The organism is Lysinibacillus sp. UGB7, assembly GCF_049058285.1.
In the GTDB taxonomy this organism is placed as follows: domain Bacteria; phylum Bacillota; class Bacilli; order Bacillales_A; family Planococcaceae; genus Lysinibacillus; species Lysinibacillus sphaericus_B.
Genome location: NZ_JBMGUV010000009.1, coordinates 12,858 through 38,086 on the forward strand (window position 1 = coordinate 12,858; position 25,229 = coordinate 38,086).

Annotated in this window: 27 protein-coding genes and 2 pseudogenes; 24 read left to right on the forward strand and 5 right to left on the reverse strand. The window is 37.9% G+C overall.

The genetic code is table 11. From position 1 onward, the window contains the following. The first annotated feature begins 35 nt into the window (after positions 1-35). The 5 genes from ACOMCU_RS10025 to ACOMCU_RS10045 all read left to right on the forward strand — a co-directional run bounded on the left by ACOMCU_RS10025 (position 36) and on the right by ACOMCU_RS10045 (position 5,226). On the forward strand, positions 36-1,121 hold the full coding sequence (locus ACOMCU_RS10025) for a phosphate/phosphite/phosphonate ABC transporter substrate-binding protein (RefSeq protein ID WP_010861314.1): 1,086 nt from the start codon (positions 36-38) through the stop codon (positions 1,119-1,121). 83 nt (positions 1,122-1,204) lie between these two features. Continuing rightward, complete coding sequence (gene phnC, locus ACOMCU_RS10030; RefSeq protein ID WP_010861313.1) at positions 1,205-1,990, forward strand: phosphonate ABC transporter ATP-binding protein; 786 nt, start codon at positions 1,205-1,207, stop codon at positions 1,988-1,990. After that, complete coding sequence (phnE, locus tag ACOMCU_RS10035) at positions 1,965-2,780, forward strand: phosphonate ABC transporter, permease protein PhnE (protein WP_421050093.1); 816 nt, start codon at positions 1,965-1,967, stop codon at positions 2,778-2,780. Before phnC ends, phnE (ACOMCU_RS10035) begins: the two co-directional genes overlap by 26 nt. Positions 2,781-2,790: 10 nt before the next feature. Next, entirely contained in the window at positions 2,791-3,597 is an 807-nt protein-coding gene (phnE, locus tag ACOMCU_RS10040) for a phosphonate ABC transporter, permease protein PhnE (protein ID WP_010861311.1), read from the forward strand. A 69-nt stretch (positions 3,598-3,666) separates the two neighbouring features. Further along, a complete protein-coding gene (locus tag ACOMCU_RS10045; protein WP_421050094.1) occupies positions 3,667-5,226 on the forward strand; it encodes a DNA-binding protein in 1,560 nt (519 codons plus the stop codon). A 244-nt stretch (positions 5,227-5,470) separates the two neighbouring features. On the opposite strand, the gene ACOMCU_RS10050 is transcribed toward ACOMCU_RS10045, so the two are convergent. Both ACOMCU_RS10050 and ACOMCU_RS10055 read right to left on the reverse strand, forming a co-directional pair. After that, complete coding sequence (locus ACOMCU_RS10050; RefSeq protein WP_421050095.1) at positions 5,471-6,370, reverse strand: 3-hydroxyacyl-CoA dehydrogenase; 900 nt, start codon at positions 6,368-6,370, stop codon at positions 5,471-5,473. 341 nt (positions 6,371-6,711) lie between these two features. Further along, a complete protein-coding gene (locus tag ACOMCU_RS10055; protein ID WP_010861308.1) occupies positions 6,712-7,344 on the reverse strand; it encodes a LexA family protein in 633 nt (210 codons plus the stop codon). Positions 7,345-7,487: 143 nt separating this feature from the next. Between ACOMCU_RS10055 and ACOMCU_RS10060 the strand changes: the two genes are divergently transcribed. The 19 genes from ACOMCU_RS10060 to ACOMCU_RS10150 all read left to right on the forward strand — a co-directional run bounded on the left by ACOMCU_RS10060 (position 7,488) and on the right by ACOMCU_RS10150 (position 24,186). Then, on the forward strand, positions 7,488-7,667 hold the full coding sequence (locus ACOMCU_RS10060) for a helix-turn-helix domain-containing protein (protein WP_421050096.1): 180 nt from the start codon (positions 7,488-7,490) through the stop codon (positions 7,665-7,667). 196 nt (positions 7,668-7,863) lie between these two features. Further along, a complete protein-coding gene (locus tag ACOMCU_RS10065) occupies positions 7,864-8,274 on the forward strand; it encodes a hypothetical protein (RefSeq protein WP_421050097.1) in 411 nt (136 codons plus the stop codon). A gap of 238 nt (positions 8,275-8,512) precedes the next feature. Beyond that, positions 8,513-8,908: a DUF1492 domain-containing protein gene (locus ACOMCU_RS10070; RefSeq protein WP_010861305.1), complete on the forward strand. Its 396-nt coding sequence runs from the start codon at positions 8,513-8,515 to the stop codon at positions 8,906-8,908. 593 nt (positions 8,909-9,501) lie between these two features. Next, complete coding sequence (locus tag ACOMCU_RS10075) at positions 9,502-9,813, forward strand: hypothetical protein (protein WP_155242530.1); 312 nt, start codon at positions 9,502-9,504, stop codon at positions 9,811-9,813. A gap of 60 nt (positions 9,814-9,873) precedes the next feature. After that, on the forward strand, positions 9,874-10,089 hold the full coding sequence (locus ACOMCU_RS10080) for a hypothetical protein (protein WP_010861303.1): 216 nt from the start codon (positions 9,874-9,876) through the stop codon (positions 10,087-10,089). A gap of 78 nt (positions 10,090-10,167) precedes the next feature. After that, entirely contained in the window at positions 10,168-10,509 is a 342-nt protein-coding gene (locus ACOMCU_RS10085) for a hypothetical protein (RefSeq protein ID WP_010861302.1), read from the forward strand. A gap of 26 nt (positions 10,510-10,535) precedes the next feature. Beyond that, on the forward strand, positions 10,536-11,114 hold the full coding sequence (locus ACOMCU_RS10090) for a major tail protein (RefSeq protein WP_010861301.1): 579 nt from the start codon (positions 10,536-10,538) through the stop codon (positions 11,112-11,114). Positions 11,115-11,173: 59 nt separating this feature from the next. Next, the gene (gpG, locus tag ACOMCU_RS10095) at positions 11,174-11,488 is read left to right on the forward strand and encodes a phage tail assembly chaperone G (RefSeq protein WP_010861300.1); all 315 of its coding nucleotides are present in this window, start codon (positions 11,174-11,176) and stop codon (positions 11,486-11,488) included. A gap of 210 nt (positions 11,489-11,698) precedes the next feature. Next, positions 11,699-16,393 (forward strand): phage tail tape measure protein, encoded by a 4,695-nt coding sequence (locus ACOMCU_RS10100; protein ID WP_421050098.1) that lies wholly within the window; start codon positions 11,699-11,701, stop codon positions 16,391-16,393. Continuing rightward, on the forward strand, positions 16,390-17,205 hold the full coding sequence (locus ACOMCU_RS10105; protein ID WP_421050099.1) for a distal tail protein Dit: 816 nt from the start codon (positions 16,390-16,392) through the stop codon (positions 17,203-17,205). The genes ACOMCU_RS10100 and ACOMCU_RS10105 overlap by 4 nt, the downstream gene beginning before the upstream one ends. A gap of 13 nt (positions 17,206-17,218) precedes the next feature. Then, the gene (locus tag ACOMCU_RS10110) at positions 17,219-19,435 is read left to right on the forward strand and encodes a hypothetical protein (protein WP_421050100.1); all 2,217 of its coding nucleotides are present in this window, start codon (positions 17,219-17,221) and stop codon (positions 19,433-19,435) included. Positions 19,436-19,465: 30 nt separating this feature from the next. After that, positions 19,466-19,777, forward strand: a complete 312-nt coding sequence (locus tag ACOMCU_RS10115) for a hypothetical protein (protein ID WP_010861296.1) — start codon at positions 19,466-19,468, stop codon at positions 19,775-19,777. Next, positions 19,744-20,133, forward strand: a complete 390-nt coding sequence (locus ACOMCU_RS10120; RefSeq protein ID WP_421050101.1) for a pyocin knob domain-containing protein — start codon at positions 19,744-19,746, stop codon at positions 20,131-20,133. Before ACOMCU_RS10115 ends, ACOMCU_RS10120 begins: the two co-directional genes overlap by 34 nt. A 311-nt stretch (positions 20,134-20,444) precedes the next feature. After that, on the forward strand, positions 20,445-20,750 hold the full coding sequence (locus ACOMCU_RS10125; RefSeq protein ID WP_010861294.1) for a hypothetical protein: 306 nt from the start codon (positions 20,445-20,447) through the stop codon (positions 20,748-20,750). Beyond that, positions 20,750-20,908 (forward strand): hypothetical protein, encoded by a 159-nt coding sequence (locus ACOMCU_RS10130; protein WP_010861293.1) that lies wholly within the window; start codon positions 20,750-20,752, stop codon positions 20,906-20,908. The genes ACOMCU_RS10125 and ACOMCU_RS10130 overlap by 1 nt, the downstream gene beginning before the upstream one ends. A 73-nt stretch (positions 20,909-20,981) precedes the next feature. Then, positions 20,982-22,802, forward strand: a complete 1,821-nt coding sequence (locus tag ACOMCU_RS10135; protein ID WP_010861292.1) for a phage tail protein — start codon at positions 20,982-20,984, stop codon at positions 22,800-22,802. Positions 22,803-22,817: 15 nt separating this feature from the next. Continuing rightward, positions 22,818-23,018: a hypothetical protein gene (locus ACOMCU_RS10140; protein ID WP_010861291.1), complete on the forward strand. Its 201-nt coding sequence runs from the start codon at positions 22,818-22,820 to the stop codon at positions 23,016-23,018. Between the two features lie 95 nt (positions 23,019-23,113). Continuing rightward, positions 23,114-23,518 carry a phage holin family protein gene (locus ACOMCU_RS10145; protein WP_010861290.1) on the forward strand — a complete coding sequence of 135 codons (405 nt, stop codon included), beginning with the start codon at positions 23,114-23,116 and terminating at the stop codon, positions 23,516-23,518. Continuing rightward, positions 23,515-24,186: a M15 family metallopeptidase gene (locus ACOMCU_RS10150; protein ID WP_010861289.1), complete on the forward strand. Its 672-nt coding sequence runs from the start codon at positions 23,515-23,517 to the stop codon at positions 24,184-24,186. Before ACOMCU_RS10145 ends, ACOMCU_RS10150 begins: the two co-directional genes overlap by 4 nt. A 91-nt stretch (positions 24,187-24,277) precedes the next feature. Here ACOMCU_RS10150 and ACOMCU_RS10155 read toward each other — a convergent pair. From ACOMCU_RS10155 to ACOMCU_RS10165, 3 genes and pseudogenes are all read right to left on the reverse strand, one after another. Beyond that, a pseudogene (locus ACOMCU_RS10155) lies at positions 24,278-24,514 on the reverse strand (multicopper oxidase domain-containing protein). Beyond that, positions 24,474-24,955 (reverse strand): annotated as a pseudogene (locus tag ACOMCU_RS10160) (multicopper oxidase domain-containing protein). Before ACOMCU_RS10160 ends, ACOMCU_RS10155 begins: the two co-directional pseudogenes overlap by 41 nt. Beyond that, entirely contained in the window at positions 24,865-25,077 is a 213-nt protein-coding gene (locus ACOMCU_RS10165) for a hypothetical protein (RefSeq protein ID WP_421050166.1), read from the reverse strand. Before ACOMCU_RS10165 ends, ACOMCU_RS10160 begins: the two are co-directional and overlap by 91 nt. Positions 25,078-25,229: the final 152 nt, after the last annotated feature.

Consider the following 25,229-nt stretch of genomic DNA (forward strand, 5'->3'; position numbering starts at 1 on the left):
ATGGAGCACTAAAAAAATCGGAGGGGGAAACACATTTGAAAAAGTTTTTTATGTTCGCAACAACATGTCTGCTTGCTGTATTACTAGTAGCATGTGGAAATGAATCAACAAAAAATAAAGAATCAAGCGGGGCAACGAATGCAGATAATTCAGAAGCAGAAGAGGCTTCTGGTAACAAACAGCTTGAAAAACTTTCAATCGGATTTGTGCCATCTCGTGATCCACAAGAAATTATTACAGCAACAGAACCGTTAAAAGATTTGTTGAAAACCGAACTAGCAAGCTTAGGTTATGACGTAGATAAAATCGATATTACAGTTGGGACAAATTATGAGGCAGTGGGAGAAGCATTATCTGCTGGAACAACGGATATTGGCTTTATTCCAGGTGGTACATATGTCCTTTATGATGATGGAGCAGAAGTGATTTTAACAGCTACGCGTGCAGGATTAAACAATGATTCAGATAACCCTGCTGATTGGAATCAAAATGAACCAACAGAAGCAACGGCAGAGCAAGCCATTTCCTATCGTGGGATTTTAATTGCAGGTCCATCAGAAAAAGGGCAAGAACTTGCAGCGAAAGTAAATAAGGGTGAAGCATTAACATTTGAAGATTTAGACGGTGCGAACTGGAATGTTATGTCTTCATCATCACCAGCAGGCTATATTTATCCTGCCCTATGGTTACAAGAGAACTATAAAAAAACGATTACCGATTTATCCAAAGTTGTACAAGCAGATTCTTATGGTACAGCCTTTGCTCGTTTAGCTTCAGGACAAACAGATTTACTCGTTACGTTTGCCGATGCTCGTCGTGATTACGAAGAAGCTTGGAAGACTGACTTTAATCGTAAAGCAGATATTTGGGCAGAAACAGATTTAATCGGTGTGATGCCTGCTATTTATAATGACACAATTAGTGTAAGTAAAAACTCAGAGATTATGGATGATGAACTGAAAAAAGTATTACAACAAGCGTTCATTAATATCGGAAAGTCTGAAGAAGGTAAAGAGGTTATCGCTGTGTATAGTCATGAGGGTTATCAAGCAGCAAAGGATTCAGACTATGATAATGAGCGTAAAGCACAAGAAATTGTACAACAGTTAGGTTCAAAATAATGGTGAAATGATCAATCTAATAACAAGAGAAAATGAGAACGTTCTAGCAATGTTCTCATTTTTTCTAAGAATGGAGTAAGGACATGATTGCTTTTAAACAAGTTCAAAAACAATATCCCAATGGTTTTTCAGCATTGAAAAATGTGAATTTGCAAATTCAACAAGGCGAATATGTGGCAATTATTGGGCTTTCAGGGGCAGGGAAATCCACGCTATTACGCTGTATCAATCGAATGCATGAAATTACAGGGGGCACATTATTGGTTGATGAGGTCGACATTAATACATTGAAGGGAAAAAGCGTACGTCAATTTCGGCGTAATATTGGCATGATCTTTCAATCTTTTAATCTAGTCACACGTATTTCGGTCATCAAAAATGTACTCGTGTCTTTCGTTCCAGAAATGCCCTTTTGGAGAAAATTGTTGGGGATTTTCACAGAACAGCAGAAGAAGCAGGCTTTGATGGCATTAGATCGCGTAGGAATTTTAGATAAAGCCTATGTACGTGTAGATCAACTGTCAGGCGGGCAGCAACAACGTGTAGCACTGGCACGTACACTAGCACAAAATCCGAAAATCATATTAGCAGATGAACCAGTAGCCTCACTAGACCCAGTAACAGCCCATCAAGTAATGGATGATTTCCGTCGGATCAATAAAGAGCTCAATATGACGGTTATTATGAACATTCATCATGTGGAATTAGCGCTCGAATATGCTCATCGAGTTATTGGCATTCGTGCTGGAGAAATCGTTTTTGATGGAGCAGCAAAGGATGTCACTGAGGCAGTGCTTCAGCAAATTTATAATGGTCAGGTTGAAGAAGGGAGTAGCGTAGTAGATGTTCGACAAGCTGTTACCAACTAAAAAAATAATACTTCCAAATGGAAAAGAAGTGACCGAAAAGCGAGCTCTTACGCCTTTAGTTGTGGTAGCGATTCTTGTGCTTACTTATTTCTCCGCTGTGATTACAGGCTTTCATGTTGAAACGATTATGAAACGAAGCGAACAATTTTTTGTGATTTTACAACAGATGGTTCCGCCGACTTGGGCGTATTTCCCTCACATTTGGCAACCATTACTAGATACGATTAAAATGTCGCTTTTAGGCTCTTTAATGGGTGTTCTATGTGCATTACCTTTAGCAATCATTGCAGCAAGTAATATGACGAAGTGGAAGTGGATGTCAGCAACCATGAAGTTTCTTCTTAGTTTACTGCGTACGCTCCCAACTTTAATTGTCGCACTAGTTGCTACCTTCGTTTTTGGATTAGGGACGGTCGCCGGTACAGTGGCTATTTTCTTATTTACAGTCGCCTATGTAGGGAAATTATTATACGAGCAAATCGAAAATGCCAATATGGGTGCTTATGAGGCAATGAATTCAATGGGCTTAACAACCATCCAGTCATTTCGTTATGCAATTTTCCCTCAAATTCTTCCTAACTATTTATCTACGTCTTTATTTTGCTTCGAAGGAAACGTGCGGTATGCGTCTATTTTAGGGTATGTCGGTGCAGGTGGAATCGGGCTATTGTTAAATGAGAGTTTAGGCTGGAGAAATTATGCGAACGTCGGCATGATTTTACTGTTACTAGCCGTTACGGTCTTTATTATTGAAACAATTAGTGAACATTATCGAAAGAAATTAATGTAGGAGATTACGCATGGATGTCATTCAAAAACAATATAAACTAGAACCGAATCGTCGTGTCACGCAATTAGTGACCATCTTCATTTTATGCCTTCTTTTTGGATGGTCTTTATCGGCAATCGAATTGGAGCAGCTGACAACGAATGGTTTTTCAATTGCTAAAAATATTTTAGTCGGTATTGTTCAACCAGATTTGTCTTTATTAGTGAATGTTACGACAAGTGGTGTGCCCTATTTATTAATCGAAACGATGGCAATTGCATTTTTAGGAACAATCGTTGGTTCGATTTTAGCCATTCCACTTGCTTTTTTATCCGCATCTAATATTGTCCCAAAGCCGATTGCCTATGTTGTTCGATTTTTATTAATTTTGATTCGAACAATCCCAGCGATTGTGTATGGGTTAATGTTTATTCGTGTAACGGGACCAGGGCCTTTTGCAGGTGTCCTTACAATGTCTCTTGTAAGTATTGGTATGTTATCGAAATTATATGTAGACGTCATTGAAGACCTAGACATATCCATTCTAGAATCGATGGAATCAATCGGCTGCACAACTTTAGAAAAAATTCGATTTGGTATATTGCCGCAGCTTTCAGCATCCTTTTTATCAATTGTAATTTATCGTTTTGATATGAATTTACGAGATGCAACCGTACTTGGTTTAGTGGGTGCTGGAGGGATTGGAGCACCCTTAATCTTTGCGATGAATGCCTATCGGTGGTCAGAGGTTGGTTCGATTTTAATAGGCTTAATCGTGCTTATTTTAATCGTTGAATATATGTCCAACAAAATTCGCACAAAATTAGTCAGGGGGTAATAGCAAGGTTTCGAACAATATTTTTGCTGCGGGCTAGAAGTTCATTAAAAAATTGGAGGTTGGTTTACGATGGGGAAGAAATCTAAATTTGTGTTTTCAGCAGTATTGAGTACAGTGATGATTAGTTCAATATTTGTTAATACGAGCTCGGCAGAAAATGCACAAGATCCAGCTCCTATTATTACGCCTGTGCACTCGAATGGTTATTCCGTATTATTTGATAATAGTCATGGACAAACAGCTGGCCAAGCTGACTGGGTAATTGATGGCGCTTTTTCTGATTTTGCTAATGGATTAACTGCAGAAGGGTATACCGTAGAAGAATTCCGTAGTGATGTGCCACTCACTTTAAATGATTTGATAAATTATGATGTCTTTGTCATTCCAGAGGCCCAAATTCCATTTACCTCTTCTGAACAAGAAGCAATCGCTGCATTTGCAGAATTAGGGGGTGGTGTGTTCTTTATCGCAGATCATTATAATGCTGACCGGAATTTAAATCGTTGGGACTCCAATGAAATTATGAATGGCTGGCGTCGTGGTGCTTATCATAATCCAACATTAGGCATGTCATCAGGTGAAGCAAATGCGTTAAATGACGTTGTAAGCTCTACTTGGTTAAGTGACGAATTTGGTGTAGAGTTCCGTTACAATGCAATCGATAATACAGTGGCAAATCAAGTGGTCTCTACTAATGAGTCATTCGGAATTACAGCTGGTGTATCAGAAGTTTCAATTCATGCAGGTTCTACACTAGCCATTACCAATCCACATCTGGCAAAAGGGATTGTCTATTTACCAAATGGTTTAACTTCGGCAAATAAATGGTCAAATTCAGTGGATCAAGGTGTATATGCTGGCGGTGGACTAGCAGAAGGTCCATATGTTGCAATTGGTAAAAAGGAATTAGGAAAAGCAGCATTTATTGGGGATTCTTCACCTGTTGAAGATGCAACACCTAAATATCGCAATGAAGAAACAGGAAATGTAAAAAGAACATACGATGGCTTTGTAACAGACGATAATGGCGAATTATTAATTAATATTATTGACTGGCTCGTACAAGATGAAAGCTATACAACTTTTGCACAAACATCGATTACATTGGATAGTGTAACGCCTAGATTGTCATTAGAGAACCCCCAAACTTCAACTGAGATTTTAGGTGAACCATGGCGTCAGCCTAATGCAGGGTATTTATGGTATGACCCTTCAACATTTGCAGATGGATCCTATGGTTCAGATGTAGACCCTTTACCTACATTAAGTTATTCCGTAGCGGTCCCTTCTGTATTGCCTAATAATGGTGATACATTTAATGTGACAGTTACTGTTAATGGCTTAACACCATTAGCTGCTGCTAATGGATATCGAATTCAGGTTTATCTACCAGGCGGAACATCAATTTCTCAAGTGCAAAATTCAGATGGGACTTGGCCGACAAGCTATGGATACTTCGATATTGGTACTTTAACAGCTAATAGCCAGGGAATCGCTCAAAAAATAATAACTATGCGATTAAACTCATCCACATCTGTTTCGGAAGGTACTATTCGTTTAAAGAATAGTAAAGGAGATAATGTAGTAACAAAAGCAGTCTCTATTGGAGCAGGTTCAAGTGTTGAATAACTAAACTGCACACAATATATTGGGTATCAAAATCTACTATAAGTGAGTGATGCAGGCTATGATTTCTATTGAACAAAAATTAGCAGGGATTGTCGCCTTTATAGATGAAAAGGAAAGTACACATCAGCTTGACCATTATACACAATATTGAGTGAAGCCCAAAAACCCTGTTGATTCTAAATGATGAATCAACAGGGTTTTGAGCTATTCGCACATGAAACGTGCTTATTGTTGCCTAACGCGATTAGCCTTTTAGGAAATCAGGTTTTGCAAAGTTAGGGTTTGGATAATTGTAGAAGCCTTCGCCCGTTGCTCGTCCTAATTTACCTTTGTCGATATACTCTGTTTTTAACAGGTTGGCTAATTTATTCATGTTGTCATCACCAGTAGCGGCAGCTTTAGCTTGGACAATATTAAATGCCGTGTTAATCCCTACAATGTCTAAAATAGCGAATGGGCCAAGTGGCGCACCTGTACCAATCATCCATGTTTTGTCAATTGTTTCAGGGTCAGCTACTTCTTTTACTAATAGCATTTCAGCTGCATCTAAGAAAGGTACAAGTAATGAATTTAAAATGTAGCCTGGTTGTTCTTTATATAATGGTAGTGGCACCATGCCGATTGCTCTAGCGAATTCAACGACTTCATCGAATACGTTCATATCTGTAGCTGGATGTTTCATGATTTCTGCTGTGTTGTTTTTCCAAATTGTATTGGCGAAATGGAGCGCTAAAAATTTCTCAGGTCGCCCAGTTGCATCTGCAAATTGGCTTGGTAATAATGTAGATGAATTCGTTGCAAAAATCGTTTTTTGTGGTGCTACTTTGCCAAGATTTGTGTAAAATTCTGTTTTGATTTTTACGACTTCAGGAATCGCTTCGATAACAAGATCAGCATTCGCAACAGCTTCTGCTAAGTCGCTATTAAAAGTTAGACGTGCATAAGCAGCATCGACTTCTTCCTGTGTCGCACCTAAATCTTGTTGATAGAGTGGTTTTAAAGTTGCAATACGATCTTGTGCATTTTTTAACGCATCATCATTAATATCATAAACAGTCACATTAAATCCTTTAAAAGCGGATTGATAGGCAATTTGACTACCTAGAACGCCACTTCCTGCAACCGTAATATTTTGATAATTCATCTGAACTCCTCCTCTGATATTGTTACATTAGTATAATAGTGTGGATTTAAAACAATTTCCTTAATACAATTCCATACTACTGCTACTCTCAAATAAAAATCAAACGATAGCCTTTATTATTATAATGATATAAAAATATGTGGAGTTTCCACTTGAAAATGCCCTCTTCAAGTATGTACTCTAAGTCCAAAAAACCCTAAATTCGGAAATGTTGAAGACAACATAGCATTTGATTTTAAATGCCAGATGGGGTCATCAGAATCAGCGAATGTTCAATAGTTGAAATAAAAAAAGAGCAGCTCTGAGCTACTCAAAAGGACTAGTGAATTTCTTTGTACTAATTACAGTGTAACTTTGAAACTGACAGCTTTACCGATAATCTTTGCAGGATTATTTTCATTGATAATATAGGGCTCATGTTTAGGGTTATCAGGCATAAGTAAGATGGTATCTCCTTGTTTTTTTACCCGTTTAAGTGTTGCCTCCGTATCACCATTTACTAATACTGCTGCAATCTCCCCATACTCAACTTCACTTTGTTCTCTTATCAAAACTTTAGAGCCATCCGGGATAGTCGGTTCCATTGAATCACCCTTTGCAACTAAAGCAAAAATATTACCAGTTGGTAATAAATCGGGAAATTCATACATGTAGCCTTCAACATTTTGTTCTGCTAGGATTGGATCTCCACAAGCGATGATACCCAGTATTGGAATTTTAACAAAATTGGGTTGTACTGCTATTAAATTCGTTGGCTGTTCCTCAGTTAAATCATAACGTTTTATATTAAAATAATCCGCCATTAATTGTAGTTTATCAGGTCTAGGGTATGTGCTAGCTTTCATCCAATTAGAAACTGTTGTTTCAGGGATGTTTAAATCTCTTGCCATATCTGTTTGATTTAACCCTCTTTTATCTAATTGGTTTTTCAGGTTTTTAGAAAAAACTAACTTTAGCTTATCCGAATTATCCATATTAAAGCACCTCCATTATTATCATAATACCGATATTCGGTAGTATTGTAAACAGATTAATACCTATAAAAAGTATTATTTACTTGACTATACCGTTTAAAGGTATTATATTATATTTACCATTTAAGAGGAGGTGTTGGTATATGTTTCAAATTTCTTTAAAGGCAACTCGTATAAATGCTGAATTAGAACAAGCTGATGCAGCTTTTAAAATGGGAATAACGGCTAAAACATTGAGAAATTATGAAAAAGGAATCACTACTATTCCAGAATTATATTATGAAAAGCGGCAAAGCTCTATGGCATTTCTGAAGAGGAAATAAGGTTACCCGTTGCTAATGAAGGTCACTACAATAATATTTTTGTACATAAATACCGTTTAAAGGTATTTGGTGATAGAGAAAAATTTATTATTTCTAGGAGACGGGATATCAAGCGTCATCTAAATACGAAACGACAATTGGTAATTAGTTCAAATGCGATTAATTATATTAAATAATTTAGGGGGAATTGTATCAAATGAAAGCTAGATTAAATGTTTTAGGCAATAAAATGAAAGTAACAGCTATCAATTTTTATAGTGATAAAGTAACAAGTGCTCAAATCGTGGATGAAAATGGAGATTTACTAACTTTTCACGACGAAAACTCAGGTGCAAATCTTAAGGATGCACTGACAATCAATCTACAAGAAGCACTTGAATTTCCTGATATGAATAGAGAATATGTAGTGGCACTCAACGATTTACTAGAGCAATCGGAGCAATATTTACTTGAATTGCAGCAACAAATAATTCAAGAAGTATTAAACCACGGTGATATGCCATTTGGTGATTGTACATTTCCAAATCTCGTAAAGGAATACAAAGGGCATAAAGAATACATTGATGGGGTAGCTTCAGCTTTAGAAGTTGTTAAAGGTAGCGTATAGAATGAAGTAGCAAAATTAAAACAGTTGAAGTTACGTTAAAGGGAGAAAAAATGTACATAAATAATAACAGTAAGTTAAGAAAAATAAAAACGCTCGTCAAAGGCGGCAACCTATAACGAGCATTGAAGTAATAAGTCCCTAAAAATATAACATAGGGTAGCAAAAGTTCGCTACTCCAAAGTATACTAGTTTCCTTTCCCTTTAAAAAGTCGAAAAAAATGCAAAGTAGGTGCTGTGTATGTATGAATGGTTACGAGATTATCAACAAATTGAAGATGAAATTGGCTATCTTGAATTTAATTTTGAGCAGTCCCAAAAAGAATTGAAACGCTGGGTAAGTGGGGATTTAGCAGGAGTAAAGCTTACTGCCGAATCTGACGGAGCGAAACTAGAAGAACGTATTGAACGAATCAAAAAAGAATTACAAATTAAGCGTACTGAACAGAAAAATTTTTTGGAGCTGATTAGTAGGTTTAAAGGGTTAAATCATAAGATATTAAAGCTAAAGTATGTGGATGGTATGACATTAGAAGAAATAGCAGAAGAATTAAATTACAGCGCTAGCTACATATATAAAAAGCATGCAGAAATTGCTAAGATGGTGCGATTCGCCCATGAAATAAAGTTTTCATAATCCTGACACTCAGGAGTGTGCATAGCAAGTATTGAACGTCCATTATATGATGGTAAAGTACAAGTTCAGCAAACGAACAATGTCACAAAAGAATTAATCATAAGAGTTGAAGGCCACTCAAATAAGAGGGGCCTTTTCTATTTCTAGTTAGATAAGTAATCAATGGAAATACTATCACAAAAATGAACTTTCACTTAACTGACACTCAGTAGTGTGAATAGCAAGAGTTGAAGTTCCGTTATATGATAGTAAAGTAATAGTTCGGCAAACGAACAATGCCACAAAAAAATTAATCATAAGAGTTGAAGGCCACTCAAATAAGAGGGGCCTTTTCTATTTCTAGTTAGATAAGTAATCAATGGAAATACTATCACAAAAATGAACTTTCACTTAACTGACACTCAGTAGTGTGAATAGCAAGAGTTGAAGTTCCGTTATATGATGGTGAAGTAATAGTTCGGCAAATGAACAATGTCACAACAAATAAATTCCCCTTGGTTGAAGGCCACTCAAAAGAGTGGTCTTTTGTATTGTTCTGATTTAAAGGACGGCGCTAAGCCAAATAACATGATAAATAGAAGGAAGTGGAGAGATTGATGGAGCCAATTTATGCTAAGTGCAATAAATCATGCGGTCACAAATTCTATGTCCAACATTTTAAGAAAGACAAACTGCAACATACTATTGAAAAGACTTATTTTACTTGCCCGAACTGTGGTCGAGAGTATATTTGCTTTTATACCGATGAGTATACACGTTACCAACAAGCAAGAATTCGAGAACTGTTTCGGCAGATGAAGTGGGCAAGTAGTGATGAACTGGAGCGGTTAAAGCAGGAGGAGTCCAATTTAAAAGAGGAAATTATACACAGTATGTCTGAGGTTAGAAAATTAATAGAATCTTAGCCAACTAAGATCAACCCTGAGCTTTTCAAAAATAATAGCATTGAAGGGAGGTGACTAAAAATGAATATGCGCGTAAAGATGAAAACGTCAACTGACAAAAAATCAGTTGACGTTTTAAATTATCCGGAAATTTCTAAATACATGAATGCTGAAGAGCCTTCGTTGTTGGATGTCTTACTCTATTATAGGAGTGCAATTTTCCATTCACTAAAGGGGGATGGTGCAGCAATCACAATGTCAAACTGGCATAACCATCTTCTCAGTTGTCAGGGATAAATAGGACGATGGTTCACTTGTATATTGAGCTTAAAGATAATTAAAGTATCGGCAGATGTAGATTGAGGAGATAAAGTTATGAAAGATTTATTTGTGCACATTCCTACTATATTAGAGCCATTAGGTTTACCTGTCGTGTTTAACGGAATTCCTACTGGCTTGGAAAAACCAAATCAGTTTATTACATTTTTAGAGGTAAGTGCAAAGCCAATCTTCGAAGCGGGTGAAGAGGAAATTGAAACAGAGAGACTTATACAACTAAATGTATGGTCTGTCTCAAGTTACCATCACCTTGTAGAAAGCATCAAACAATTGATGGAGAAGGATGGCTATGAACGAATTTTAGAATATGATGTACCATACGAAGAAGGCGAATCTCACTTTAATAGAGTGTTGCAATTCGTCTTTTTTGATGATTAATAATAAAAAATCGGGAGGTCATGTAAATGACAACAACAGTAAATGAAAAACCACAAAAAATTAGCTTAAAGCGTATCCACTATGCACTAATGACAAACGAGCAAACAGAAACTTGGGGCGAAGTGAAAACATTAACAATGCCTATTTCTCTAACACTGACACCTAACTTCTCAGAAGCACATTTGGATGCGGGAGATCGTGTCGTAGACCAAGAGGCACAATTGGATTCTATTACTATTGCTGGTGAAACAGCAGACTTACCAACAGAAGTACTTGTTGACTGGTATGGGCATAAAAAATCTGCAGAAGGCGGTATCATCACAAATGCAAATGATACGCCAAATGCAATGGCAATTGGTTTTGAATCTGGATCTAGAATGGTCTGGCTGTTAAAAGCAAAATTAAAACCAGGTGAAGAATTGAATACTACACGTAAAAAAGGAGAAACAAGCTATAAAGTGTATCCATTTGGTGGTGAGGCACTACCATTAATCGAAGGTATCATCAAACATACTGTCGATACACGTGATGCGGGCGTTACAGCGACAGCAGAAACGTTCTTTGCTGCAGTGGCAAAACCAAGTGAAACAGTACCAACACCTTAAAAGAGAGAAGCCCTTTCGAGGGTTTCTTTTATTATTATGATAAAAAGGATGGATAAATTATGCAGATTACATTAAAGATTGATGGCCAAGAGAAAACGTTTAGCAATGACTTTGTAAAGGCTCGAGTATTCCGAAATGCCTTAAAGATGAACGAAAAAATGCGTAAAGAAGGTAATGACATTTCAGTCGAAACATTCGATGAAATGATTGGTTTCGTAGTAAATGTTTTCGATAATCAATTCACTGTGGACGACATATGGGATGGTCTAGAGGCAGGCAAGCTGCAAGATGAAATTATGCGTGTATTTAATAGCGTGTTGAACATTGGAGGGCTTGAAACAAAACCTGCCGTTAGTGGTGAAGAGGGAAAGTAAGCGGATTAACTCCATATCAAAATATTAAAAAGTTTTATCGTGAATTAATAAAAGAAGGCTACAAATTACATGAAATAGATGAAATGGATATTCATTTTTGGTTTGAGCTTTCAGAAGGCTACGATGACTATGAAGATGTGGAAGAAGTTACAGCCGACGAGATTCCTTGGTTGTAATTTTGATTTTTGGCAAAAAGGCGGTGAAGAATAAATGACGAATATTCGTGCTGTTGAACTGAGTCTCAATACAGCTAATTTTAATGGTTCTATCGATCAGTCGATTAGACGATTGACTGCAATGGGAGCGGAATTACAGGCTTTACAAGCACGCGGTGGTGAATATGAAAACTCTATCGAAGGTTTATCACAAAAACAGAATATTTTATCTCGTTCTGTTGATGCCTCTAGCATTAAGTTAACAGAACAACGCAATAGATATGATGAATTAGTAGCATCGGGATCAGCCTCCACAGAAGCTATTGAACAACAGGCTATTGCTGTCAATGAAGCGCTCGCTGAATACAATGGATTAAATACGCAATTAACAGAAGTGAGCACTCAATTAGATGTTCAATCCTCTAAATGGAGTCAGTTTCAGGAGATAGGTGGGAAGGTGAAATCAGTTGGCGAAAGCATTTCTACGATTTCAACGCCTATCAAAGCTATTGGCGTATTAGCTTTTAATGCCGCAGTAGATTTTGAAAATGCATTTGCGGGTGTGCGGCAATCCGTCAATACGAGTGAAGAAAATTTTAAAAAGCTTGAAGACGGCATACGTAGTATGGCTAAGGAGTTACCAGTAAGTGCTACTGAAATAGCAGGAGTTGTTGAATCAGCTGGTCAATTGGGGATAGCTGAAGATCATTTACTATCTTTCTCACGTACGGTTATTGATTTAGGTGCATCAACAAGCATGACGCGGGAGCAAGCGGCAACAGAATTCGCACGTTTTGCTGGTATCGTTGGAATGAGCCAGGGGGATTTTGACCGATTAGGCTCATCTGTCATCGAGCTTAGTAACAAGATGGGGGTAACCGAATCTGACATTGTTGGAATGGGCATGGAATTTGCTAAACAAGGTGAGCAATTAGGCATGACAGAGGCCCAAATCATGGGTCTTGCTGGGACAATGTCTAGTTTAGGTATCCAGGCTGATACTGGTGGAGCTGCCATGACAACAGTTCTACAAAAAATTCAAAAAGCTGTCGGTGATGGAGGAGAGAGCTTATCTGGTTTTGCAAAAGCAGCAAATATGTCGAGTGCTGATTTTAAAAAGGCATTCGAGACGGACGCTGTTTCAGCATTAGATGCATTAGTGAAAGGGTTAGCTGAGACTTCAGAAGGAGGCGCCGACTTAACAAGTGTTCTAGCAGAATTGGGTGTTAAAGGCGACGAAACAGATGTGCTATTAAGTATGGCAAATGCTTCGGGCCTATTATCGTCTGCAGTGGATACCTCTTCGCAAGCGTGGAAAGATAATACAGCATTATCCAACGAGGCTGCTCAAAATTACAAATCAACCGAATCGCAAATGACCATCATGAAAAATCAGCTTGTAGATATTGGTATTAGTATTGGTCAGATTTTAATACCGATGGTGCTTAAAGTAATGGATGTCATTGCACCATGGATAGAGAAATTTAGTAATTTATCATCTGAAACACAAAAAACAATCGTTATTATTGGTGGCTTAGCAGCTGCGATTGGTCCTTTACTTGTGGTTGGAGGAACGTTAATATCCAGTGTTGGTTCCATTATCAGTGCTGTAGGTGGATTTTCTATGGCGATTGGTGCAGCAGGTGGCGCGACAACAGCATTTGGCGCGGCATTTGCATTAATCTCAGGGCCAATTGGGATAGCAGCAGCCTTGCTTACAGGTTTTGGGATAGCAGCGTTAGTAGTTGGTCGTGAACTGAATGAATCATCCATTCAAGTTGAGGATTGGAAAGATAAAGTATCAGATTCGACCGCAGAATCAGTTGGGAGTTTCCTAGAATTATCTGATCAGGCGACAGTAGCACTTAACCAAATGGCTTGGTCCGGTGTAGCAGTAACAGAAGAAATGGCTGCCAATATGGTAGGTATTTATAACGAGATGGGCGATCAAGTGTTAACCGAAATGCAATCTGATCATGCGCAAGAATTAGAGACTATGCAAAATCATTTTGCTCAAAGTGATGCCTTAACTGAAGAACAAGAAGCAAAAATTTTAGAACGGGTTGCACAAAGTCAAGCTAAGCAACAACTGGTTATAACAAGTGGTAAGGCGAGGATTGAAGAAATTTATCAAAATGCCTCAGAAAACAATAGAGGGATTACAGAGGATGAGCAACAAGAAATCAATCTTATTCAACAAACGATGACTGAGAACGCAATTAAACATCTTTCTGATAGTGAAGTTGAGCAAAAGATTATTCTAGAAAGCTTAAAAAGTGAGGCTTCAAAAATTACAGCAGAGCAAGCAGCTGAAGTTGTGAAAAACTCTCTTAAGCAAAAAGATGAGGTTCTGAAGGAAGCAGAAGAACAATATAACGAAACGAATAAATGGGCAGTTCGTCAACGAGATGAAACAGGTACGATGTCAGCAGAAGAGGCACAAGCAGTTATTGATGAGGCAGAGAGAAAAAGAGATGAAACTGTTGCTAACGCAGAGGATATGCACCAAAAGGTTGTAAGTGAGGCACAATTGCAAGCGGAAGAACATGTCAATAAGGTAGACTGGGAAACTGGTGAAATAAAGTCACGGTGGAAGGTATACACGGAAAATGTTGCAAGTGACGCCAAAGCACTCGGCAAGGCAATTAGTGATGGCTGGAACAACGCATGGACGGCTACTAAAAATAGAGTACATGACATTAAGCAAACAGCTGAAAATAAAATTCATGAAATGAAAACGGCTGTTGGTAATAAAATGAGCGAAGTGAAAACTAAAATCGAGACAAAATGGAATGAAGCACAAGCTTTTTTATTTGGCATAAGTTTGAAAAAAATCGGTAAAGACATTGTTTCCGGTTTGATTAGTGGTATTGGAGATATGTTCGATGGAGTAAAAAAGAAAATCGGGGAATTAGCTAGTCTTATTCCAGATTGGGCAAAGAAAAAATTGAAAATCAATTCTCCATCACGTGTCATGATACCAATTGGTAAAGGTGTGGGTGAAGGTTTAGCGATCGGGATCGAGCAAGGAAGTGAAGGAGTTAGAAAAGCGGCTGAGGAATTAGCTGAGGCTGCCATACCAAATATTACACAGCATTTATCAATTACTAAAGAGGCAATGCAAAAAGTCCAAGAAGTTATTAGTAATACTACAAAAGCTAATGCAGCGGAAATTGAAGCATTGCAAAAAGAGGCTGAGCATAAGCGAATTGAAATATCCCAAAAAGCTTCAGACAAAATTGCTACGATTAAAAACAATGCAACAAAACAACAAATCGCCCTTACCGTAGATCAGATAGCTCAAATTAAGCAGATAGAAGAACAATCCTTGAAAGATAGTGAAACTATTACAAAACAATACGCTGAAAGAATTGCAAAAATCGACTCTAACTCAGTTGATGCAAAATTCAAAACTTTGAAGGAATACGTAGAGGCTCAAAAGGCTGCTGGAGAAATGACAGCAAAGCAAGAGGCCGAGTTTTGGCGTTATAGTGCAACAATATTTAAAGAGGGAACTAAAGAAAAGACCAATGCTTTAAAGGCGTTCAACAAAGCGTATTCTGAAATGGTTAAAGCTCAATTCGAAAATGAAAAGGAATACGTTGATAAACGTAAGAAATATAACACACTATCGCTCGCAGATGAATTGAAGATTTATGAGAATTATCTTGCACAGTATGAAGCAGGTACAGAGGAACGTACTTATTATGAAGAGAAGTTCTATGATACCAAAAAAGCAATTAGCGAAAAAATTAAATCAATTAATAATGATTATTTAAAGCAAACACAGGATATTAATAAAAAGCTATTAGATGAGGAACAGAAGCTCAACGAGGCGTATAACAATGCATTGGATAGTCGCACGAAGAGCATTAAAGGATACTTTGGACTATTTGATGAAGTGAAGATAGCCGAACCAGTAGATTCATCTAGCTTAACTCAAAATTTAAGTGAGCAAGTGAGTGCACTCTCTCAATGGCGAATTGAATTATCGCAACTTGAGTTGCGTGGATTATCAAGTGTTATTATCGATGAACTTGAAGCAATGGGTCCTAGTGTTCTAGCACAATTAGAAGCCCTTAATCGAATGACGGATGCTGAATTGCTGGAATATCAAGAGTTGTATGGAAAGAAACTTTTAATAGCTCGTGAAGCAGCGATTAAGGAGTTGGAGCCATTACAAGCTGAAACAAAAATAAAAATCCAAGCTTTACGTGATACGGCAAACACCGAATTGTCCACTTTAAATACTGAATGGCAAGGGAAAATAAAAGAAGTCGTTTTTGGTACCGGCGAAATATTAGGTTCAATGAACGATATAGGAAAGAATGCTATTCAAGGTTTAATAGATGGAATGAAGGGGATGCAGTCAGCATTACAGCAAACAGCAAATAATCTTGTGAAAAATGTGTCGGAGACAATTAAAAAAGTTTTCGATATAAATCCAACTTCTTCTTTAATGCAGAACGTTGGCGAAGGAATAGTTAATGGGTTCGATTCAATTATGAATAAAGCTACAAATGTCAGTGAACGATTGGCGAATAGTGTTGTACCCGAATCCCCTACCTTATTGCCAATACAAAAATCTAAGAACAACGCCGTAGCACAAAATTTAGGACCTTCAACTATTATTGTACAATCAGTTTTAGATGGACAAGTTCTAGGTGAATCAGTTGTAGATGTAGTCAGCGGCAGACAGTATAACAATGCAAGTATCCATGCATTGACAAGGGGGTTGAATCATATATGAAAATGATTTTAAAGGATGGTCGTGAATTATTGATGAGCGACTACAGTTTGAAATTATTAAAATATTTTATCCCTTCCGTATCAATAGAGCATCAATCGTCTGTAATGGATGGTAGTGATGGAGCAATTTTTACTAACACGCGTTTTGGCGGACGTACAATTACAGCGAAGTTTATGTATAAAGCATTTGATTATCATGATTTTAAATTGTTTATTGCTGACATAAATGCATTGTTTGCCCGAAAAGAGCACTTTTATATTATCTTTGACGCTGAACCAGGTAAGCGTTGGAAAGTACGATTAGCTGAAAGTTATTCTCCAAATGAGCTGTTACGGAAAGTTGGGGAATTAGAAATTAAATTTATATGCGAAAATCTCTACGCTGAATCAGTGGCTACAACAAGTGACCTAAAAGAATGGGACATCGATAAGTGGCAATGGGGCATGGGGATTGATTGGGACGATGACCTATCTTACGCATTTAGTAGCAATAACTTTACAGTTGAAAATTACGGTAATGTCGCTATTGATCCCCGGCAACATGAACTTGAAATCATATTAATAGGTTCATTCAGCAATAGTGTCACAATAACAAATCGTACAACCGGCGAAACCTATCAATTTAACGGATCAATAAATGGTAGTACAGATACATTGATTTTAAGAGGGATTCAATCATTTAAAAACGGTACATCCGCTTTAAAACAAACAAATAAAAAGCTACTCAGCTTGGCAGTTGGAGAGAATAGCTTTCAGGTTACAGGCGGTACTGTTTACAGTATCGTTTTTAATTTTAGATTTTTATATATGTAAAGAAGGTGGAAAAGTGGTTATAAGTTTACACACAACGGGCTCGCCAGTTAGTCGAGCAGAACGGAATAAAATAAACGAAAACTGGAATCGTATCATTACAGGTTTAACGAACCTGCAGATACAAATCAATATTCTAGCAGGTGGTGAAGTAGATGAACTGTTAGAGAGACTAAATCAGGCTGTAAATGATGCGAATATTGCCGTACAACAGGCTATTGCAGCTAATGAAGCAGCTACACAAGAGACGATTAATGCAAATAATACAGCTTTACAAACGGCTCTACAGACCGTGTCAAATACTCTAACGCTGTTGGATGGCGCTATTACAAGTGCTAATACTGCTACGGCAAGTGCAAATGACGCTACTAACAACACAAATCAAGCTATTCAAAATGCTCAAAATGCCACACAGGATGCACTTAATGCGGTTACTACAATGCAGAACTATGTTAATCAGTTAAGCCCAAAATCTGAATACAACAATGAGGTTCAATATTTTACCAATAACATTGTAACGTTAAATGGTAGTAGCTTTATTACGTTAAAAAACACCAAAGGAAATGCACCTCCTACTCCTCCATTAGTCGTTAATGCACATTGGCAATTGCTTGCTGAAAAAGGAGGAAAAGGTGATAGAGGTGACAAGGGCGAGAGAGGAACTGATGGTAAAGATGGTACAGGGGTAAATATTATCGGTGAGTTATTGAGTGAGAGCGATTTACCGACTACTGGATCACCTGGTGACGCCTACATGATTCATGGTGATCTTTATGTATGGCAGGACAACTCGAATACTTGGAAGAATGTTGGTCCGATTCAAGGTCCGCAAGGTAAATCAGCATACGACCTAGCTGTAGAGAATGGGTTCGAAGGAACGATGGAAGAATGGATTGAATCCTTAAAAGGTATTCAAGGACCTCAAGGACCAGAAGGACCACAGGGACCGCCAGCTGATTTAACAGAAGTTACTGCACGTGTGGCTGAGGTTGAAACTGTAGTTGATGGTCTACCTAAGCCCAATGCTCTTAGCCCTGCTACAATCGATAACACAGGTCAACATTGGTTCAAAAAATCGTTAACATTTAATGCTAACCTTTGGAATAATGACCCTGCTGCTAAGGAATACGCATATATTAACATTCCAATCGCAAACTTCATGGGAGCAGTAAAAATGACTATAACAAGCGGTTACAATGTAGGCAATTCAGCAGGTTCCGCAGTCGTGATATGGAATATAGGTAAATCTGGTGCAACATCGTTTATAAAACAAATGGAGATAATTAGTATATCACCTGCCTTTGCTAGTTGTTTTTACGTAAGTGATGTGCAGTTTGAAGCTACTCGAATGTACTTCCCTATTCATAAAAAAGCAGGCACTTCTAACAATTTGTTTGTTTCTATGGAAGTATATGCAGAAGTATACTCTGACCAAGGTCAAGTAAAGTTTAATGAGATTAACCTTTCGGAATTTACAAAGAGTGGTGAACCAAGTACATTGCCTCAACCGTGGACACCGCAGACATCAAGCTTTGTAACGAAAACAGGTAACAACGTTATGGCAGGCGCATTAGGGATGGGCGGTAACTTGTCTATTACTAAAGGTGTTCCGACGTTTGAAATGATTGTGCCCGGTTCTGCTACTTCTTCCAGTGCTTCTATACAGTTGAACGCAAGCTCTACTGTAGACTACGGTTTAGAGTTCAAGAAGAATAACACACCGTTTCAGATTGTACACGACCAAACGAATGTAGTGTTTATGGGGTATGACAGTAAGTGGTTCTCTATACAAGATTTAAAGCAATCTGCCAGTGATGTAAAAACAAATGTAGCTGCGGCCATCACTGAGCAAGGAGTTACAACAAGTCCAACAGCTACAGGCGCACAGATGGCGGCTAATATTAGAGCTATTCCAGTAGGGGCAAAAAAGTCTTCAGGTACGACTACTGTAACCTCTAATAGACCCGGATATGCAGCAGGTTACATTAGAATTGCCAACTTAGGATTTACGCCTAGAGCTATAGTGGCTAAAAGGAATAGTTTTACAAGTGATAAGCATAGGTCATGTTCTGTTTATTACAACTCTCCTATTGTTTTCGGTGAGATAAACCTTTATGTAGATGATAACGGTAGTAAATATCAGGGAAATGGCGGTGGAAATAGCACTGAGTTCTGGCTACAAGTAGAATCGCCTAACGGTGCATTATACGACTGGCAAGCATATGGAGATTAATTAAAACTATTTTACGAGGGAAACGCAAACATGGCTTACACAGGTGAAATCGCTTACCAGACCTTAGCGCCTAGTCTTCAGGAACATTTAGAAGGCTTGAAAACACCACTTGTCAATGATTTAACGATAGGTGATGTAGATAAAGGTGCAACAGCAGAATCGGTAAAAGGTCTGAATACTAAAACTAATAATCATATCGGAAATAAAGAAGTGCATATTCAAAGTGGAGAGCGCTCAGAATGGAATAAAACTGTACTCAAGTATAGTGATGAGTTTCTTACTGGAGCGATTAACTTTGATAACCTTGCTTGGGGGTACATTTATCAGATAGGGAACGTTTAGCTACCAATACACCACCTGATTCTTGGGGTGTATTAGAATGCATTAACCCTAGAGGTACTAACTATGGTATTCAAAGGTTTACGACAGTGGCGGATAACAATGTTTATTATAGAGCATGGTCGGAAACTGGATGGCGACCTTGGCGCAGATTAATGACAGATATAGAGTACGACACACTTTTTCAATCTGTAAGTAGTGGTAAGGCGTTAGTTGCGAACGCCACTACTTACATGGGTGTACAAACAAGTACTACTGCTGAGTTCGCAACAATAGCAGCTAACATAGTAGCTATTCCAACAGGTATTCCGTATTCTACAGGGACTTACACTACTATCTCTAACACTATGAGTTTCTAATATTTAGCATCTATAGCTAATGTAAATTCACACTATATTGAGATATTAAATCTTTCATTTGAGCCAACACTTATTTATGTTTGGTACGGTAATGGAACAAACTTTTTCTCAACTACGTACAGAAAAGCCACAGATAGCATGGGTGTAGACTCTTCTAAAATAGCTTCGTGGTCAGGAACTAACGCGCAACCTACTACATTTAACTTAAAAACTATAAAACTTGCAAACGGATTGAAATTGCCTGTGACTATATCACAAGCTACTTTCAACTGGATTGCATGGGGATAAAATTAAAAGGAGGCCAACACATCATGGCAGAAATGAACAATCGTGTAGTATTTGAGAGACAGAAAGGACGAATTATTTATCAGACAGGAGAAGCGCAGGGAGATGTAATCCCTCATGGAGATTGGGGTACAATTGGATATATCGACATTCCATATGGTTCTATCGACCACACAAAATGCTTCCTCAAAGAAATCAATCCTGAGACTTTGGAGCCTGTAATTGAGCTATACCCTGTTCCTGAGTTAACTGAGGAACAAATACGCATTCAAAAATTAGAGGAAGATATTCTTTTATTACAAACAGACAGCCAAGTAGGAGGTATTTTATAATGATAAATCAAGTAGTAGTTCGTATTGCAGCAGAACGTATCATGTCAGGTGGTCAAAATCCAAAAACAAATGATACGTATGTAATCAATGACATCACGAACCAGGACTATAAACAATCTGTGGAAGAGTATATTTTAATGAATACTAAAGGACTATAATCATCCTATATTATTCAGTAAGCGCTACTCTTTATGGATTGGCGTATTTTTATTATAAAGAAGGTGATGTAACTTGCTCATTGTCACAAATGGTTCACGAACAGAACCTCTTTTGGAAACAAACTACGAAAAATTTGAAGAGTTGAACGGGGCATTACGCATCTCGTTTAGCTCTTTTTTACATGAAAAGAATCCAGGACATGAATTGCTAGACTTTGAAACCTTGATAGAAGACGAGGATGGCCATGAATATGTTGTGAAAGATTTTAGTGGCGACACATTCACAAAAAAGGCAACTGCTGTTCACAGTTATTTTTCACTAGCAGACGATTTCAAATATGGCATTCATGGTGGGACAAGGACTTTGAATGATTTTATGTCGTTTATCCTTGATGGTACTGGTTGGACTTTTATGAATGTGGATGTTGAGGGTTATCAGCTACTTCCGAACTTTGGGGAAGCTAATCCTATTGTGTTGATTGAGCATCTTTGCTCCGTATTTGAATGCGAGCGTCAAATTTTGCCGAATAAGGTTATACGATTCGCCAAAAAAACAGGCGTAGACAATGACTTGCAGTTCCGTTATCGACATAACATCGAGACGTTATCTTATAGTATTCCTTCAGCTGGTTTAAAAACTCAAATTAGAGGCTATGGGGCTAATGGCATTGATATTACTTATACCTCGCCATTAGCAAGTTCACCAAGAATCGGAATACGTATTGCCGATCCAATCCATGACGAGAACATAGAAACTGTTGAAGATATGACAACACGTTTAGCTAGTGAGCTACCTGCAGCACCTGAGACAAGTATCAAAGTAAAGGTGACTACAGTAGATGGTAATGTGGGAGATATGGTTTGGCTCATTCATGAAGACCTACAGCTCGAATACCAAACACGTATTATAAGCAAAAAAACAAAGCGTGATTATAGTGAATCTGAAGTTGATGTAGGAAATACACAGGCTAAAACAATTGTGGATGCACTACTAAATCAACGAGCAACTATTAATGCCAATGACAAACGTTATCGTTCAAAGTTTGAGCAGACAGACGACCGGATTGACTTAGAGGTTGAAGAAATAGGCGTATCGATTGCAGCTATCAATATACGTGCTGATAGCATTACACAAAGCGTAACAGACTTAAATAACAACTTAAGTAGTCGTATTACTCAAACTGCAGCTGAAATACGTAGCGAAGTATCGGCCCAAGTTGTAACGATTAATAATGATATTCGAACCGTCCGTAATGACGTTTCCGTTGTCTCTCAAACTGCTTCACAAATACAGTCAACAGTGACTAGCCAGCAAATGCAAATCAGTGGTATAGGTACACGTGTAAGTAACGCTGAAAGTAGCATTACGCAACAAGCGAATCAAATCAGTCAAAAAGTTAGTACGATGGACTATACTGGTAATAAAATTGCATCTTTAATCAACCAAACCTCGACGACCATTTCTATTCAAGCATCTAAGGTTAATTTAATTGGTGCAGTAAATGTATTGTCTGACATTACTGGTAATCTAGGTTCTATTCACACTGGTACATTAAACAGTGTAAATATTTATTCGGCTAACATTAATATTTCTGATGATGTTCAGATAGGAAAAGTACTTAGAATAGGGAGCCATTATTCTGACCACGAACCAAAAATGATTAGTTTTGGTGGGGCAACTGGTGGGGTTATTCGACATATATATGACACTCTTGTTTTAGGTGCTCTTAATGGAGTGAGAACTGATGGCGATTTAATTGTCGATGGTAATTACGGAAATGTAGCAAAAACTGATACGAGTGGATTAGGTTTTGGGTTATCGACAGCAACAAATCCAAAAAGGCTATATGTAAGACTTTTTGGTGAAGACCAAGGTTATTTAGAACTTAAATAAAAAGGAGATTTTAATATGAATTATCAAGTACAACTAAACAATGGAAAAGCAATAAATCTAATGAATGCGGAGTTTGATGCAACAGCATTTACCGTCACATTAAACGATCAGAAAATTAACTTTGTAAATATTGGTGGGGCCATTATTAATAAACATATTATCATCAGTGTTTTACCATCAACAGCAATAGAAGAACAACCAGAAACGCAGTCATAAGGCGAGCGTTATTTTTTATCTAATTTTTTAACAAGTGCCTTCCACACGTAGTTGTGGAGGGTTTTTATTTATGTACTAAAAAAGGAAGTGTTGTAATGGACAGATGGATTGCAACAATGAGTGGCGTTATCGGCACAATTGTATCTTATTCTGTGGATGGATTGGGAATGGCGGTAACCGTATTAATTGGGTTTATGGCAATTGATTATATGACTGGTATTTTGACCGGTATTGTTAATCATAATTTAAATAGTCGTATTGGGTTCAATGGCATCATACGTAAAGTTTATTACTTAATGCTAGTTAGTTCTGTGTATTTATTGGCTGTTGTTGTGCCTGGTATCGAGTATGCAGGCGATGGTGCAGCGATTGCATTTTGTGTGCTTGAATTTATTTCAATTACTGAAAACGGTACAAAGATGGGTTTACCCACACCAAATTTCATTAAAAATATCTTAGCAATTGTGAAGGATAAAACTGCTGAGGGGGACACTAAATGAGTACAAGCGTAACAGCAACCTGTAGAGACTTAGCTGAGTTATTACCTCCTGCACAATCGGCATGTCGTTTATTATTCCAGGAGTGTTACAAGGCTGGCGTCATCAACATCTTCATTACAGAAACATATCGCTCACAAGCAAGGCAAAATTATTTATATGCGCAAGGGCGTACTCGACCAGGTCAGATTGTTACTTGGACATTAAGTAGCAATCATAAATCACGTTTAGCTTGGGATCTTGCTGTTAGTCCCCCTCAATCTTTGTATGATGTAATGACGTTAAATAAAGTAGGAGGTATTGCCAGAAAACTTGGTATTACATGGGGAGGAGATTGGGCGGGTTCTATCGATCGTCCTCATTTTGAGGTGAAATCATCTTGGAAAATGCCCACTGGCTACAAATTAGAAGGTGTTGTAATCGTACCGAGTAATAGCAAAATGAAGGTACAACTAATTGTAGAAGATAAAAAGGAGGAAATAAAGGTGACTCAAACATGGAATCCTGCATCACCAGCTATGCGAACAGCAACAGAAAAATATATTGCGCAAGCGGTCAATAGTGGAATCATTCAAGAATCACATTTAAAAGACTTACAAAATGGTATGATGCCCACTGACCGATTATTAGGTTTATATATTACTATCCAACAAAGACGAGCTTTGTTATAAGAAAAGAATCTGCGATACTCCTACCGGTGATCCGTAAAAAGTATGCAGATTCTTTTTTTTATCTAAATTTCTACTTATATATAAGAGATTATTAGACAACTTTCGTTTCCCCAACACCAGGTGCTCCATTATTTGTGACATGGTGTGGCATATGACAATGGAACGGCCAGATGCCAGGGTTGTTGGCTTGAAAGCTGATATCTCATGTTTCGCCGGAAGCCACGAGAATCGTATTTTTACAAATTTGCGTGTGTTCAGCAATTGGGAAACCATCTGCTCCTACAACGCTAAACTGATGACCGTGGAGATGCATGGGATGGTGATTCATTTGAATGTTGCCGAAACGAACTCGTTTGACAAAATTTAAGGGATACGTACCTTTTGTCAAATCCCTCCCATGGTAGCTCACCAATCGCCCATTCTTCCAGTAAACATAGATAATTTCTATACATTGGGAGGTTTTGTAGTGTTGGATCTTCGACAATGAAGCCACCTAACAGCCCCGCATCTTGCACCGCAACATCTACATGAGAATGATACATATATGTGCCAGATGGATTTTTAATTGTAAATGGTAGTCAAAATAATGCCCAGGTTCTATAAACGGGGAAGGTTCGATAAGAGGCACACCGTCCATCGTATTCGGAACAATTAAACCATGCCCATGCACACTCGTTTTTACAGGTAAGCGATTAATAACACGAATACAGACTTGATCCCCAGAGTAGACATGAATAGTAGGACCGGGTGTGGAACCGTTATATCCCATGCCTTAATAAAAATACCGTCTACAAGCTCCCATGTTATTTCTTCGACAATCAAAGTGAAAAACTTTGTCCCATTCGATTGCGTCCCATAACGTAAATCCCCAATGCCGGGGGTTGTAACCATACAAGCCCTCCTACAATTATTTATTGCTAGCACACATTAAAATCGAAAAACCATATACGTCTCAACTGACTACTAAATTATATGTACAGTAAAGGTTTCTATGCTCATTCGCTTGTTTGCTTTAAATAGGGCACACCTATTAGTCGAAAACA

Bases quoted from the DNA above. Each gene is read 5' to 3' on its own strand.
- phnE (WP_421050093.1), top strand. From the start codon at position 1,965: ATGTTCGACAAGCTGTTACCAACTAAAAAAATAATACTTCCAAATGGA.
- ACOMCU_RS10045 (WP_421050094.1), top strand. From the start codon at position 3,667: ATGGGGAAGAAATCTAAATTTGTGTTTTCAGCAGTATTGAGTACAGTG.
- ACOMCU_RS10070 (WP_010861305.1), top strand. From the start codon at position 8,513: ATGTATGAATGGTTACGAGATTATCAACAAATTGAAGATGAAATTGGC.
- ACOMCU_RS10080 (WP_010861303.1), top strand. From the start codon at position 9,874: ATGAATATGCGCGTAAAGATGAAAACGTCAACTGACAAAAAATCAGTT.
- phnC (WP_010861313.1), top strand. From the start codon at position 1,205: ATGATTGCTTTTAAACAAGTTCAAAAACAATATCCCAATGGTTTTTCA.
- ACOMCU_RS10145 (WP_010861290.1), top strand. From the start codon at position 23,114: ATGGACAGATGGATTGCAACAATGAGTGGCGTTATCGGCACAATTGTA.
- ACOMCU_RS10125 (WP_010861294.1), top strand. From the start codon at position 20,445: ATGGCAGAAATGAACAATCGTGTAGTATTTGAGAGACAGAAAGGACGA.
- ACOMCU_RS10065 (WP_421050097.1), top strand. From the start codon at position 7,864: ATGAAAGCTAGATTAAATGTTTTAGGCAATAAAATGAAAGTAACAGCT.
- ACOMCU_RS10140 (WP_010861291.1), top strand. From the start codon at position 22,818: ATGAATTATCAAGTACAACTAAACAATGGAAAAGCAATAAATCTAATG.
- gpG (WP_010861300.1), top strand. From the start codon at position 11,174: ATGCAGATTACATTAAAGATTGATGGCCAAGAGAAAACGTTTAGCAAT.
- ACOMCU_RS10085 (WP_010861302.1), top strand. From the start codon at position 10,168: ATGAAAGATTTATTTGTGCACATTCCTACTATATTAGAGCCATTAGGT.
- ACOMCU_RS10165 (WP_421050166.1), bottom strand. From the start codon at position 25,077: ATGGTTACAACCCCCGGCATTGGGGATTTACGTTATGGGACGCAATCG.
- ACOMCU_RS10060 (WP_421050096.1), top strand. From the start codon at position 7,488: ATGTTTCAAATTTCTTTAAAGGCAACTCGTATAAATGCTGAATTAGAA.
- ACOMCU_RS10130 (WP_010861293.1), top strand. From the start codon at position 20,750: ATGATAAATCAAGTAGTAGTTCGTATTGCAGCAGAACGTATCATGTCA.
- ACOMCU_RS10105 (WP_421050099.1), top strand. From the start codon at position 16,390: ATGAAAATGATTTTAAAGGATGGTCGTGAATTATTGATGAGCGACTAC.
- ACOMCU_RS10150 (WP_010861289.1), top strand. From the start codon at position 23,515: ATGAGTACAAGCGTAACAGCAACCTGTAGAGACTTAGCTGAGTTATTA.
- ACOMCU_RS10050 (WP_421050095.1), bottom strand. From the start codon at position 6,370: ATGAATTATCAAAATATTACGGTTGCAGGAAGTGGCGTTCTAGGTAGT.
- ACOMCU_RS10100 (WP_421050098.1), top strand. From the start codon at position 11,699: ATGACGAATATTCGTGCTGTTGAACTGAGTCTCAATACAGCTAATTTT.
- phnE (WP_010861311.1), top strand. From the start codon at position 2,791: ATGGATGTCATTCAAAAACAATATAAACTAGAACCGAATCGTCGTGTC.
- ACOMCU_RS10115 (WP_010861296.1), top strand. From the start codon at position 19,466: ATGGCTTACACAGGTGAAATCGCTTACCAGACCTTAGCGCCTAGTCTT.
- ACOMCU_RS10090 (WP_010861301.1), top strand. From the start codon at position 10,536: ATGACAACAACAGTAAATGAAAAACCACAAAAAATTAGCTTAAAGCGT.
- ACOMCU_RS10055 (WP_010861308.1), bottom strand. From the start codon at position 7,344: ATGGATAATTCGGATAAGCTAAAGTTAGTTTTTTCTAAAAACCTGAAA.